Raw genomic sequence first — 11,691 nt, 5'->3', positions numbered from 1 at the left:
CGGATGACGGGTCCCCCATCGGGGACGACAGTCAGTCCAGGAGGAACCAGCCTCGGACCTGGGCCTCGTGGTCGATGAAGCGGTCGCCGGAGACGTCGACGACGACCTTCTCGATCCGGCCCCCGGTGAAGCGGAACGGTGCGGTGTAGTCCGGAGTGACCGGTGAGGCGTCGTCGCGGCCGACACAGATGCCGTCCCCGACCGCGCAGAACAGTCCGGGCTGGGTGACGATGTCCCGACTGCCGACCGGCTCGTCGTCGATGAACAGCGTGACGGTGCCGGCGGCACCGGGCATGGCCGGGTCGTCGCTGCGACCCTTGGCGGTGAAGTCGGCGGTGAACAGGTGCTTGCCGACCGGGATGTCCCGGTCCGCCTGCACGGTCTGGAGGTGGGTCCCGACCCAGTTGAAGACGTAGTGCAGCCGCCGGTCCTTCACGTACAGGCTGTGCCCGCCGGCCACGCCGCCGTGCGCGTACAGGACGCCCTCGGCGTCGGTGCTGTCCACCTCGACCCCGGCTGCCAGCGTGTAGGAGCGGCCGCCGATCAGCACGCCGGACTGCTCGGGGACCGAGGCGCAGTCCGGGTAGTAGACGTAGCGATCCCGCGGGGGCGTGCCGTGCGGGCGCTCGGCCAGCGTCTGCTCGAGGGCGGTCCGGTCGTCGAGAGGCAGCCCGTGGTAGATGCCCGCGTTGTAGAACCAGAGGCTCTTCATGGTCTCCAGGCGGGCCGGCTCCTGCTCGGCGAGATCGTGCGCCTGGGCGCGGTCGTGGACCAGGTCGTACAGCTCCCACACGTCGTTCTCGAACCTGCCCCACCCGCTCAGCGGCGGGTGCACGGTGCACGCCAGCCACCCGTCGTGGTAGATCGAGCGCTGTCCGAGCATCGCGTAGAACTGGGTCGCCTTGCCCGGCACGCCGGCGTCGGTCAGCGACGAGGCGAAGCTCTCGCCCTCGATCGGGCTCTGTGGATGGCCCTTGATCACGGCGGGCGGTTCCACGTCGAGGAGGTCGTAGATCGTGGGGACCACGTCGACGGCGTGGATGTACTGGTGCCGGACGTCTGGTTGGGCCGGGATCCTCGCGGGCCAGGAGACCACGCACATGTCCGCGACACCGCCCTCGTACCCGGCCCAGCGCTTCCAGTAGGGGAACGGGGTGTCGAACGCCCACGCCCACCCGGTGTTGTAGTGGTTGTACGACGAGGGCCCGCCGAGGTCGTCGATGTGCTCCAGGGACAGCTCCGTGGGCGTGTCGAGGCCGTTGAAGAAGCGCCACTCGTTGAACGTGCCGTTCGGGCCGCCCTCGCCGCTCGCCCCGTTGTCGGAGACGACGATGACGAGGGTGTTGTCGAGCTGGCCGGACTCCTCCAGGAAGCTGATGACCCGGCCCACCTGGTCGTCGGTGTAGGAGACGTAGCCGGCGAAGACCTCGGCCATCCGTGCGAAGAGCCGCCGCTCGTCCGGGCTCAGCGAGTCCCAGGGGCGGACGGTGTCGAGCATCGGCCAGGGCTGGCCGTCCGGGCCGGTGGCCGCGGGCTCGCCGTGGGGGTTGATGCCGGACAGCTCGGTGTCCGCCGGCATCATGCCGAGCTCCTTCTGGCGCTCCAGGATCTCCGAGCGGATGGCCTCGTAGCCCTGGTCGAACCGGCCCTGGTACCGGTCCGCCCACTCCCGGAAGACGTGGTGCGGGGCGTGCGCGGCATCGAGCGAGAGGTACATGAAGAACGGCTTGTCGGGCTCGACCACCTTGGCGTCGCCGATGAACTGGATCGCGCGGTCGGAGAGGTCCTTCGCGATGTGGTAGCCCTCCTCGGGCGTGGCCGGCGGATCGGTCTGGTGGTTGTCGTGGACGAGGTCCGGGTACCAGCAGCTCGACTCCCCACCGAGGAACCCGTAGAACCGCTCGAAACCCCGGCCCAGCGGCCAGCGTCCCTTGAACGCGGCCATGCTGGTCTCCTCGCCGGGCGTGAGATGCCACTTGCCGACGCAGTAGGTGTTGTAGCCGCGCTCGGCGAGCACCTCCGAGACGAACCCGTTCTCGAACGGGATCCGGGTCGAGATCCCCGGGAACCCCGAGCTGAACTCCGCGATCGTGGCCATGCCGTTCGAGGTGGCGTTGCGTCCGGTCAGCAGGGAGGCCCGGGTCGGCGAGCACAGCGCCGTCGTGTGGAAGTTGGAGTACCGCACCCCGGCGTCCGCGATGCGGCGCATCGTGGGCGTCTCCACGGGTCCTCCGAACACGTCCATCGTCCCGTAGCCCACGTCGTCCCACGCGATCAGCAGCACGTTGGGGGCGTGCTCGGGGGCCTTCGGCGCGACGTACGGTGCCCAGTCCGGCTCGGAGTCCCGGATGTCGAGGGCGATCTTGCCGGCGAATGGCTTGGCCATCGGTTCCTCCGTTGCGTCATGGGTCACCCAGGGACTGCTGACGGGCTCATGCGAGCACGCCAGGCGGACATCGCCTCGATCCGCCACTCTGCGCACTCCGCCACGGTCCTGGCATCACCCCGTCGAGACGAGATCACCCGGGCCAGGGACGTGTCACGATTGAACGTGTCGTTCGGACCGAAGAACATGGCGTGGATCCCCGGCGGCGAGTTCACGATGGGCTCCGCCGACCACTACGCCGAGGAAGGCCCCGTGCACCGGCGAGAGGTCGGTGGATTCTGGATCGACGTCCATCCGGTGACCAACGCCGAGTTCCGGCGGTTCGTCAAGGACACCGGGCACGTCACCACCGCCGAGGTTCCACCCGACCCGGAGGACTATCCGGAGGCGTCGCCGGACCAGCTGGTGCCGGGCTCGCTGGTCTTCACGCCGCCGGGCCACCCGGTGTCGCTGGATGACTTCCGGGCCTGGTGGTCGTGGGTTCCCGGGGCGCAGTGGCGCCACCCCGAGGGTCCGGGGTCCACGTTGCACGGCCGCGAGCTGCACCCGGTCACGCACGTCTCCCACCTCGACGCGGTGGCCTACGCCTCGTGGGCCGGAAAGGCACTCCCCACCGAGGCGGAGTGGGAGTACGCCGCCCGCGGCGGCCTCGACGCGGCGACGTACGCCTGGGGAGACGACTTCCTGGTGGACGGCCGGATCATGGCCAACACCTGGCACGGGAGGTTCCCGCACGAGAACCTCCGGACCGACGGCTATGAGCGCACCTCGCCCGTCGGGGCGTTCCCTCCCAACGGCTACGGCCTCGTCGACGTGTGCGGGAACGTCTGGGAGTGGACCGCCGACCGCTTCACGCAGGACCACGCCATGGCCAGCGGCGCGAGCAGGTCTTCCGGCCATCAGTGCTGCGGGCCTTCCGGGCGATCCTCGATCGAGGGCCAGGGGCACGAGGCCGAGAGACAGACGTCGCCGGTCCGCAACGTCATCAAGGGCGGCTCCCACCTGTGCGCCCCCAGCTACTGCCTGAGGTACCGGCCCGCAGCCCGTCAACCGCAGACCTTGGACAGCTCGACCAGCCACATGGGCTTTCGCTGTGTCAGGCGTCTCGACCGATGAGGCGCATGTCGCAGGCCCGGAGGCGGTACGAGGAGCCATGAAGCTGATGAGAGTCGCCGCCATCGCCGGGATCGCCAAGAAGCTGTACGACGAGTCGCGCAAGCCGGAGAACAAGGCTCGGATCAACGGCGCCATCGCCAAGGTGCGCCAGCGCCGCGGCCGTGCCTGACCCCCAACCCGGGAGGCGAGTGGGCGTGAGTCGTCCCGAGGCGGGTACGGACGCCGGGTGACCGCAGTGGAGAGAAGACGGGTCGACCCCATCGGTCACCTGTCGGCCGACGACATCGAGCAGCTGTCGATCGAGCTCGACAGGATCAGGCAGGACGTCATCGACTGCCGGGGCGCCATCGACGCGCGGTACATCCGGCGACTCATCGGCGCGCAGCGCGCGCTGGAGCTGGGCAGCCGGGTGGTCCTCCTGTTCTCCCGCCACCGGCCGGCCTGGATCCTGGGCACCCTCGGGCTGGCGCTGGCCAAGATCCTGGACAACATGGAGATCGGCCACAACGTCCTGCACGGCCAGTGGGACTGGATGCGCGATCCGAAGATCCACTCGACGACATGGGAGTGGGACCACGCCACGCCGGCCTCGGAGTGGAAGCGCACGCACAACGAGACGCATCACCGCTACACCAACATCCTGGGCAAGGACAACGACCTCGGCTACGGCATCATGCGGGTCGACGAGGACCAGCCCTGGCAGCGCCGTCATCTGGCGCAGCCGCTGTGGAACCTCGTCAACGCCTGCATCTTCGAGTACGGCATCGCGATGTACGACCTCGATCTCGGTGAGACCCTGCGGCAGAAGCGCGGGGTCACCCCCGAGCTCAGGAGCCGTCTGGGCAAGACCCTGCGCAAGGTGCGCCGCCAGGCGATGAAGGACTACCTCGTCCACCCCGCGCTGTCCGGGCCGGGGTTCCGCTCCACGCTGACCGCCAACCTCACCGCAGGCCTGGTCCGAAACGTGTGGAGCCACTCGGTGATCATGTGTGGCCACTTCCCTGAGGGCGTCGAGACCTTCGAGCACGACGACCTCGATCCCGATGAGACTCGCGGCGAGTGGTACCTGCGCCAGATGCTGGGCTCGGCCAACATCTCGGGGCCCTCTCTGGTCCACCTGCTCAGCGGGAACCTCTCCCACCAGATCGAGCACCACCTGTTCCCGGACCTGCCGTCCAACAGGTACCGGCAGATCGCGCCGCGGGTGCGCGAGCTCTTCGATCGCTTCGAGCTGCGGTATCACAGCGCCCCGCTGCCGCAGCAGGTCGCCAGCGCCTGGCACAAGGTGCTCCGACTCTCCCTGCCCAACGACTGGCTGACCCGCACCACCTGGAGGAACGCGCACAGCCGGGTCACCGAGCTGTTGCGCACCCCCGCGGTTCGGTAGGCGATGTCGACCCGGGCCGGCGGCCTGCAGGTCTCGCCGAGCCCCTGGCCGTACACGGCGTCGGTGGGGCCACCGTGGGCGTGGTCCTCGGCGTGGTCGAGGTGTCGGATCGGGGCGTCGCTCCAGGTATGGCTCGCGGTACGCCGAGGCGCGCGACGGTGGGGGTATTCAAAGGTCGACGCAGGAGCCGAACGCGCCGGCGGGCCGCCGGGTGTGATCAGCGGTAACGCCTGCCTACGACCACTGCGGTCGTAGCGTCGAGTACATCCCGACGAAAGGACCCATCCCATGACCGTCGACCGAGGGCTGCTCGCGATCTTGAATGCCAAGCCCGGCAAGGGCGACGAGCTCGGTGCGTTCCTGAAGCAGGGCCGCGAGCTGGCCGCACAAGAAGCGGGCACCGTCAACTGGTACGCATTCCGACTCGACGACACGACATACGGGATCTTCGACACCTTCGAGAGCGAGGAGGCGCGCGAGGCACACGTGAACGGCCAGATCCCGGCGGCGCTCCAGGAAGTCGGCTCGGACCTGCTGGCGGCCGCCGCCGACATCAAGCCGATCGACGTGCTCGCGGTCAAGTAGCCCCGATCCGCGCGTTCTGGAACGTGCGTCTTTCCGCCGTGTCCGCCTCCTTCTGCGGCTCCGCCGCGCCACCGCTCCCATGGGCGCCGGCCTACGGCGCGGCATCGGTCGCACGATGCTCGCGATGGTGAGACCGGTCAAAGCGCCACGTGTGAGTCGTCCTGCGCCGTCAGCCGGGTAGGAGCGCCTCGCTCTTGCGGACCCGTTCGGCCAGTGGGCTCGACGAACGGAATCCCTTCCAGGCGCAGTAGATGCCGAGCGAGAGCTCCCAGGCGGCCTCCGGGAGCGTCAGCAGGCCCGAGGGTCCCTCGCCGTTCTTGTAGACCCCAGCCAGGATCATCAGGAAGGACAGGATCAGTATCGAGCCGCCGATCAGACCCAACAGGGCCAGCCGCGGGGGCACGAGGGCAGAGGTGTACATGAGGTAGCCGAGCAGCAACCCGTTCCCGATGCCGGCCACGAGTCCGGGCCCCCACTCGAAGGCCCACTCGTAGGTGTGCGCGAGGCTGTCGCCCTGGGCCTGGAGCGCGACCGCCTCGATGCCGCTCGCCCCGTTCATGGCGCTGATGACCGATACCAGCGAGAGCATGCTGACGAGGCCGATGGCGGCAAATACTGACTCCATGGTGCGGGCGGTCACGTAGCTGAGCGCGATCGTCTCGCTCTGCCTACGAGCGATCGGATACAACACAAGAGCCGTCCCGAGCTGAGTGACGATCAGGCCGAACTCGAGAAGCGCACCCCACTTCAGACTCGTGGAGGAGGCATCTGCGGCGACGAATCGCATGTTCGTCCAGCTTGCACCCGCCCCGTCGATGAAGAGAAGACGCGCGGGAATGCTCGTAACGAAGGTCCCAATGAACAGCCATCCGAAGATTCGGCCGGTCCGGCGCAAGTCCATGATCGACTCTCCTCCTGGCAGGCGGTAGAAGCCATAGTCGCAAGCCGAAGCGGGTGACTTACATCGCCCGAATCGGGTAGCAGCTGCCGCTGGCACAACCGGAGGTGCGTCTATACGCCGCCTGCGGGTCGCGTCGACCCATCCGCTCATAGCCGATGAGCGGACGCAGGGCGCGCCGGGCTGCCACACTCCGCTCATGGCGACGACAGCGTTAGGTGAGGTGCTGGTTCGGTATCGCTGGGCAGTCCTGGGTCTCGTCCTGTTGCTTGTGGCGGTCGCCTTCGTCGGGTTCAGGGCGGGTCGCTCGCGGGTAGCGACCGAGGAAGTCAGGTGTCTTGCGCTGCAGGCGCAGATCGGATGCACGCTGAACGACGGGTGGGACGTGTCGGTCCCGCTCGATGTCTCTTGGACCGACTCCAACGGTGCCTTCCACGAGAGTGGACGGCCGGACTGGGTCGGCTGCTGATCCCGGACTCTCATGCCCCTGTTCGGGCCCGGCATAGCGTCCGCTTCTGCGATCTGCGCCAGGCCTGTCGGCGTCGTTTATATCGATGCGGCGTCCTGGGACGGGGATACTCTGCGTGCCCCTGGCCAGAGAAGTCCCAGCTATGCAGATACCCCGAGAAGGATCCATGGCAGACAGAACGACCGAACTTCACGTGGCTCAGACCGAGAACACGAAGCTGGTGGCGGCTCGCGTCCTCTCGGCGTTCGCGTTCGCGTTCGCGTTGCTGGCCGCTTCAGCGGCCGAGGTTCTCCTGATGATGGGGTCTTGGATCTATTCGGCGATGTGGGCCGACACCCCGGACTTCCCGGGCAGTTACTGGTTCGCAGTCGTCCCCATGGTCGTGTGTGCGCTCGTCCTGCAGGCTCGCGCCCGGGGACTCACGCGCGACTGATCGCCACGCGCTGGTCGTCGTTCGTTCATCCGGACAGCCGCGTTGAGTGCGGTTCCGACAGGTGCGTCCTTCCGCCGCTTGGACGCGCGGTCCCGAACCAACGCACGAAGAGCCCCGACCGCACATGCGGGTCGGGGCTCTTCGTGGTGAAATCAGGAGACGCGGACGTTCTCAGCCTGCGGGCCCTTGGGGCCCTGGGCGAGGTCGAACTCGACCTTCTGGTTCTCGTCGAGCGACTTGTAGCCGCCGGACTGAATAGCGGAGTAGTGGACGAATACGTCCTCGCCGCCGCCATCCTGCGCGATGAAGCCGAAACCCTTTTCGGCGTTGAACCACTTGACGGTTCCCTGAGCCATGATCGTTCCCTTGTTTCGTGTCGGGGCATTGTGCCCTCGAGCTGCTGAAGACATCCACCTGTGCTGATGTCCAGCGAACCGAAGACCAGGGGTACGAGATACGAGCCGCGACATCGTGTGCGGTGATGGTTCGAGACGTTCTACAAGGCCCCCCGCCGCGACAACTTGTCCAGGTCGCGCATGCAGAAACCGTGGTGTTCCCGTTCCTCGTTGAGCACAGTGACGAGGCATTGCTGCACGCGTCGGCCCTTGGCATACGGCGGCCATCTGTCGTCGTCCGGGACCGGCGCGGGCTGTGAGAGTTGTTCGGGTGTGACCTCGGCCAGCCACGCCTCGATCTCCGACGCCTGCCGGTTGCGCACGAGGAGCACTTCGTCGAGACCCGGCCGGGCCGACTGGTCGAGACCCAGCTCCTCCTGATCCGGCACGAACGGAGTTGCCAGTCCCATCGCCGTGAACGGCTCGGTCAGCCCAAGCACGCAGCGCCGGAACCACGAGTCGTGCACGAAGACCAGGTGCCGCAGGGTCTCGACCATCGACCACTCGCCGTCGACACCCTGATGCTCACTGCCCTCGGGCATGGACCGGACTCGCTCGAGTGTCGTGGCCCAGTCATCCCTCAGCTGTCGCCACGCCTTTCGCAGGTCACCCGGCTCATCGGAGCGGATGAGCAGCCGCACCGGGTGGCGGCGGTCGAGCTCCGCCTCGACGTACGGCATCACCTCGACACCGTTGACCTTGAGGTTGGTGACGAGGCCGTCGATCTCAACGTTCTGCATGACAACACCGACCATTCGCGCCCCACTCAGGTCGCATTCGCGGAACTCCGCCGTGGTCAGGTCCTCGTCGTCAAAGCGTCGCATTCAGACAGGCTAGAACGCACGGCACACACGCGACCGGATCTAGCCGCGGAGAGGGCGCTCCGCAACCTGCGCCATACCGCCCCCTGCAGGACGCCTCACTCAGCCGACGGGACTGGCGCGTTCCCGCGTCAACGCCATTCGAACGTGACAGCGTGGGCGAGACGGATTGGCGTTCGAGAGGAACCCGATGGAATCCAATGCGGAGAGCCTGAGCAGTCACACTCTTTCTGAAATCCTTGGCGTATCAGGAGTCCTGGAGCGAAATGCTCGCCAAAATCCGCGCCGAGTATCCAACGTGGACCAGATCGACGGCAGGCTCGACACAGTCTTGGATCACCTTGCCGTATGGCACATCTACCACCTGGTACGGGATGGCGTTCACGAGCACTGGCCCTCGCGTTGAGTTGTATTTTGGCGGTCCGGATGCCGCGGCAAACCTGGCGGAGTTCGAGCGGTTCACCGAGCACCGCCAGCTGCTGGACGACGGGTTCGGTGGGTCGATTCAGTTCGACCCGCTTCCCGGCAAGAAGGCGTGCCGCATCCATATCGACCGGCTTCATGGCGACGTACTAGACGCTGACTCACGCGGCGAGTTCCTCGACTGGTTCGTCTCAACCATGGCGAAGTTCCGTCCCGTGACACAGCGGATCCGCGCGACCCTCGAGTCGACAACCTGAGCGCTTCTGGCGGCCGCCAAGGCGTAGGTCCTACCGGAATCGTCGACTAGCCGCGAGCCGGACGCAAGGCCGGTGATCGACGTGGCCATCGGGGACTGATCAGGCGCGCGACGGCGGTTGGATGTAGCTGACCGGGCTAGCCTTGCCGCGATGAACAAGCCAGATCTGGGGAACCGCTACGGCAGCCCGAACGTCGCGATGAAGATCCTGTGGTCGCTGGTCGCGCTGGCAATGATTGTCCTCGGGGCGATCTGGACTTTCGCAGCCTCGGGCATCGCCCAGTCGTTCGGTCCGATCGTTGCAGGCCTGGGCGTCGCTTTGGCCTACGTCGTACTGATTCAGAAGCGGCAGTGACTTATTTCGGGCTCCGCCGGGGCACCGAACGGCGGTATTTCGTTGCGAGAATCGGGCTGAAGGCCGCACGCCATCCGCCGGTCTCGGGAGCATCCACGACTTCCTGACCGTCATGTCGTGTCAACGGCCTACCTCTGCTTGCCGTCACGATCCGACCCACTCCGCCCGCTCGCAGTCTGCTGGTCCATACTACGAGTGCGTCAGGCTCGTCAGAGGCTGGCTTCGCGGACGTGGTGTAGTTGCAGCACGCTTCCCTTCCAGGGAAGGAGTCGAGGTTCAAATCCTCGCGTCCGCTCCATCTGCCGAAGCCGGAGCCCGGCAGCCGCTGTGATCTCCCCGCTGACACAGACCGGCGTTGTGGGCTCACGTCCCCACGAGCGGACGTGGGCGAGGCGGCGCTCTTCGAGAGGGAGACCCCGATAGCGTCCGGGGATGCCCGGTCGTCGTCCATCCAGTGCTCGTCGACGCAGCGCGTCACCGCGCCGGAGCGGGACGCGACAGCGGCCGTTGCCGGCCGCCGGGCCGGGCGAGCGGCTGTGGGTGCTCGACGTCCCCTACGGGACACAGGTCGATGGCGCCACCTGGCACCCGGCCGTCAAGACCCACCTGTACGTCGGGCCCGCTTTGCCCGCGCACCTCACGCCCTACGCGGCGGGGCCGTACACGCTCGGTCGGTTCATCGAGAACACCCTCAACCCCGGCAACCCGACGCCCAGCCCAGAGCCGACCGACGCGCTCGAGCCCCGGAGGATCCAGTTCGAAGCGGCCGATGCGATCGCGGCGCGCGCCGCGGCGGGCGGACGGCAGTTCCTGCTGGCCGACGAGCCCGGCGTAGGCAAGACGATCGCCGCGGTCCTCGGGGCGACGGCGGTGGGCGACCTCCGCGGGGCGCGACGGGTGCTCGTCGTGGCCGACCGGCCCGCCGCGATCACGATCGGCCACTGGTGCCGCACGATCACGGCGTTGGGCGACGGGGGTCTGGAATGGGTCGTGATCACGTGGGACCGGCTGGAGAAGGTCAAGGACCACACGTGGGACGTGATCATCGCGGACGAGGCCCACGCGCTGCGACGTACGACGACGAAGCGGTGGAAGCACTGGGCACGGATCTCGGGGCATGGGCGGCCACACGACAAGGCGCCGTTCGTCATCGCGACGACCGCGACGCCCGGACACACGCCGCTGGAGCTGCCCTACCTCGCTCCGGCATATGCGCAGGTGCTCGGCGAGCCGATGCAGGAGTGGACGTCGGCGGCGCAGCCCGGGGCCGCGTTTGCCACCGCGCTCGAACGCCACGGCGTCGGGGTGGAGCAGGGGCGCTACGGGGCGACATGGACCACCGACGCGGCGCGGCGCGCCGCGGACCTCAAGCTGGTGCGTGGCTGGCTCGCCGACGAGCGGCCCCCGGCGATGCTGCACCGCGCCGCGCCGTGGGGGCCGGTGCCGATCTCCGGAATGCCGGTGGCGCTCACGCCGGCGGAGCGGACTGCGTACGAGGCCGAGTGGGGGGAGTTCTGTCGGGAGATGGAAATCGCGCGACGTGGCCGCAGTGTCGCGAAGGGCCGGGCCGCGCTGCTGCGCTTCCGGCAGAAGGCCGGGCTGATCCGTGTCGACTCGACGGTCGCCTGGATCGCCCAGCAGGTCCAGGCCGAGCGACAGGTGGCCTGCTCGGTCGAGTTCGTCGCGACCGCCGCCGACCCGATCGCCGACCGGCTGCGTGACACCGGCATCGAAGTGGCCACGATCTACGGCCGCGGCCGGTTCGACTCCGAGGCCGAGCGGCTCCGGTTCCAGACCGGGCAGGCGAAGGTCTGCGTGTTCACCACGGTCGCGTCGATCAGCCTGCACGCCGGCGAGACCCTCGCCGACGGCCGCCGGGCGAGCACCGAGCCGCGGGTCGGCGTCTTCCACCAGGCCCGCTTCTCGGGAATCGCCGGACGGCAGGTGACCGGCCGCACCCACCGCGACCACCAGGTCTCACCGTGGCACATCGCGTACGCCGAGGGCACGGTCGAGGAGCAGGTCGGCAAGGTGATGGTGGAGCGGATCGCCGCAGCCTCCGACACGGTGGGAAGCGACACCACCGGTCTCGCCGACCTCGCCCAGCTCCTCGGGGCTGACTGGCTGCCGCCCACGACCCTCAGCGAGGACGGCACCTGACCGACGC

At 68.1% G+C, this 11,691-nt stretch carries 13 protein-coding genes and 1 tRNA gene; 10 read left to right on the top strand and 4 right to left on the bottom strand.

What is annotated here, in order from left to right; translation table 11 throughout:
* Nucleotides 1–31 precede the first annotated feature (31 nt).
* The gene (locus tag ABD268_RS09840) at nucleotides 32–2,386 is read right to left on the bottom strand and encodes an arylsulfatase (protein ID WP_344150784.1); all 2,355 of its coding nucleotides are present in this window, start codon (nucleotides 2,384–2,386) and stop codon (nucleotides 32–34) included.
* A 165-nt stretch (nucleotides 2,387–2,551) separates the two neighbouring features.
* Here ABD268_RS09840 and ABD268_RS09835 point away from each other — a divergent pair, with 165 nt between their 5' ends.
* From ABD268_RS09835 to ABD268_RS09820, 4 genes are all read left to right on the top strand, one after another.
* Nucleotides 2,552–3,502, top strand: a complete 951-nt coding sequence (locus tag ABD268_RS09835; protein ID WP_344150782.1) for a formylglycine-generating enzyme family protein — start codon at nucleotides 2,552–2,554, stop codon at nucleotides 3,500–3,502.
* A gap of 37 nt (nucleotides 3,503–3,539) precedes the next feature.
* Nucleotides 3,540–3,671, top strand: a complete 132-nt coding sequence (locus ABD268_RS09830; RefSeq protein WP_344150780.1) for a hypothetical protein — start codon at nucleotides 3,540–3,542, stop codon at nucleotides 3,669–3,671.
* A gap of 57 nt (nucleotides 3,672–3,728) precedes the next feature.
* Nucleotides 3,729–4,889 carry a fatty acid desaturase family protein gene (locus tag ABD268_RS09825; RefSeq protein WP_344150777.1) on the top strand — a complete coding sequence of 387 codons (1,161 nt, stop codon included), beginning with the start codon at nucleotides 3,729–3,731 and terminating at the stop codon, nucleotides 4,887–4,889.
* Nucleotides 4,890–5,177: 288 nt separating this feature from the next.
* The gene (locus ABD268_RS09820; RefSeq protein ID WP_344150774.1) at nucleotides 5,178–5,474 is read left to right on the top strand and encodes a putative quinol monooxygenase; all 297 of its coding nucleotides are present in this window, start codon (nucleotides 5,178–5,180) and stop codon (nucleotides 5,472–5,474) included.
* Between the two features lie 169 nt (nucleotides 5,475–5,643).
* On the opposite strand, the gene ABD268_RS09815 is transcribed toward ABD268_RS09820, so the two are convergent.
* Complete coding sequence (locus tag ABD268_RS09815) at nucleotides 5,644–6,375, bottom strand: DUF4386 domain-containing protein (protein ID WP_344150771.1); 732 nt, start codon at nucleotides 6,373–6,375, stop codon at nucleotides 5,644–5,646.
* A 196-nt stretch (nucleotides 6,376–6,571) separates the two neighbouring features.
* Between ABD268_RS09815 and ABD268_RS09810 the strand changes: the two genes are divergently transcribed.
* Both ABD268_RS09810 and ABD268_RS09805 read left to right on the top strand, forming a co-directional pair.
* Nucleotides 6,572–6,841 (top strand): hypothetical protein, encoded by a 270-nt coding sequence (locus tag ABD268_RS09810; RefSeq protein WP_344150768.1) that lies wholly within the window; start codon nucleotides 6,572–6,574, stop codon nucleotides 6,839–6,841.
* 166 nt (nucleotides 6,842–7,007) lie between these two features.
* The gene (locus ABD268_RS09805; protein ID WP_344150765.1) at nucleotides 7,008–7,274 is read left to right on the top strand and encodes a hypothetical protein; all 267 of its coding nucleotides are present in this window, start codon (nucleotides 7,008–7,010) and stop codon (nucleotides 7,272–7,274) included.
* Between the two features lie 152 nt (nucleotides 7,275–7,426).
* On the opposite strand, the gene ABD268_RS09800 is transcribed toward ABD268_RS09805, so the two are convergent.
* Together ABD268_RS09800 and ABD268_RS09795 are read right to left on the bottom strand one after the other, a co-directional pair.
* Nucleotides 7,427–7,630: a cold-shock protein gene (locus ABD268_RS09800; protein WP_344150762.1), complete on the bottom strand. Its 204-nt coding sequence runs from the start codon at nucleotides 7,628–7,630 to the stop codon at nucleotides 7,427–7,429.
* A gap of 140 nt (nucleotides 7,631–7,770) precedes the next feature.
* Entirely contained in the window at nucleotides 7,771–8,493 is a 723-nt protein-coding gene (locus ABD268_RS09795; RefSeq protein ID WP_344150759.1) for a DinB family protein, read from the bottom strand.
* A 236-nt stretch (nucleotides 8,494–8,729) separates the two neighbouring features.
* Between ABD268_RS09795 and ABD268_RS09790 the strand changes: the two genes are divergently transcribed.
* The 4 genes from ABD268_RS09790 (at nucleotide 8,730) to ABD268_RS09775 (ending at nucleotide 11,684) form a co-directional block, all read left to right on the top strand.
* Nucleotides 8,730–9,170, top strand: a complete 441-nt coding sequence (locus ABD268_RS09790) for a DUF4268 domain-containing protein (protein ID WP_344150756.1) — start codon at nucleotides 8,730–8,732, stop codon at nucleotides 9,168–9,170.
* A gap of 150 nt (nucleotides 9,171–9,320) precedes the next feature.
* Nucleotides 9,321–9,524, top strand: a complete 204-nt coding sequence (locus ABD268_RS09785; protein WP_344150753.1) for a hypothetical protein — start codon at nucleotides 9,321–9,323, stop codon at nucleotides 9,522–9,524.
* A gap of 224 nt (nucleotides 9,525–9,748) precedes the next feature.
* Nucleotides 9,749–9,822: transfer RNA gene (locus tag ABD268_RS09780), tRNA-Gly, on the top strand.
* A 242-nt stretch (nucleotides 9,823–10,064) separates the two neighbouring features.
* Nucleotides 10,065–11,684 carry a DEAD/DEAH box helicase gene (locus ABD268_RS09775; RefSeq protein ID WP_344150750.1) on the top strand — a complete coding sequence of 540 codons (1,620 nt, stop codon included), beginning with the start codon at nucleotides 10,065–10,067 and terminating at the stop codon, nucleotides 11,682–11,684.
* Nucleotides 11,685–11,691: the final 7 nt, after the last annotated feature.

Origin of the sequence: Nocardioides koreensis (genome assembly GCF_039531775.1) — a bacterium.
GTDB classification, from domain to species: Bacteria; Actinomycetota; Actinomycetes; order Propionibacteriales; family Nocardioidaceae; genus Nocardioides; species Nocardioides koreensis.
The sequence above is the reverse complement of the archived record's forward strand: the minus strand, read 5'-3'. Positions and strand labels throughout refer to the sequence as shown.

Coding starts and splice junctions, on each gene's coding strand:
- ABD268_RS09820 (WP_344150774.1), top strand. CDS start 5,178: ATGACCGTCGACCGAGGGCTGCTCGCGATCTTGAATGCCAAGCCCGGC.
- ABD268_RS09795 (WP_344150759.1), bottom strand. CDS start 8,493: ATGCGACGCTTTGACGACGAGGACCTGACCACGGCGGAGTTCCGCGAA.
- ABD268_RS09840 (WP_344150784.1), bottom strand. CDS start 2,386: ATGGCCAAGCCATTCGCCGGCAAGATCGCCCTCGACATCCGGGACTCC.
- ABD268_RS09815 (WP_344150771.1), bottom strand. CDS start 6,375: ATGGACTTGCGCCGGACCGGCCGAATCTTCGGATGGCTGTTCATTGGG.
- ABD268_RS09805 (WP_344150765.1), top strand. CDS start 7,008: ATGGCAGACAGAACGACCGAACTTCACGTGGCTCAGACCGAGAACACG.
- ABD268_RS09830 (WP_344150780.1), top strand. CDS start 3,540: ATGAAGCTGATGAGAGTCGCCGCCATCGCCGGGATCGCCAAGAAGCTG.
- ABD268_RS09800 (WP_344150762.1), bottom strand. CDS start 7,630: ATGGCTCAGGGAACCGTCAAGTGGTTCAACGCCGAAAAGGGTTTCGGC.
- ABD268_RS09810 (WP_344150768.1), top strand. CDS start 6,572: ATGGCGACGACAGCGTTAGGTGAGGTGCTGGTTCGGTATCGCTGGGCA.
- ABD268_RS09785 (WP_344150753.1), top strand. CDS start 9,321: ATGAACAAGCCAGATCTGGGGAACCGCTACGGCAGCCCGAACGTCGCG.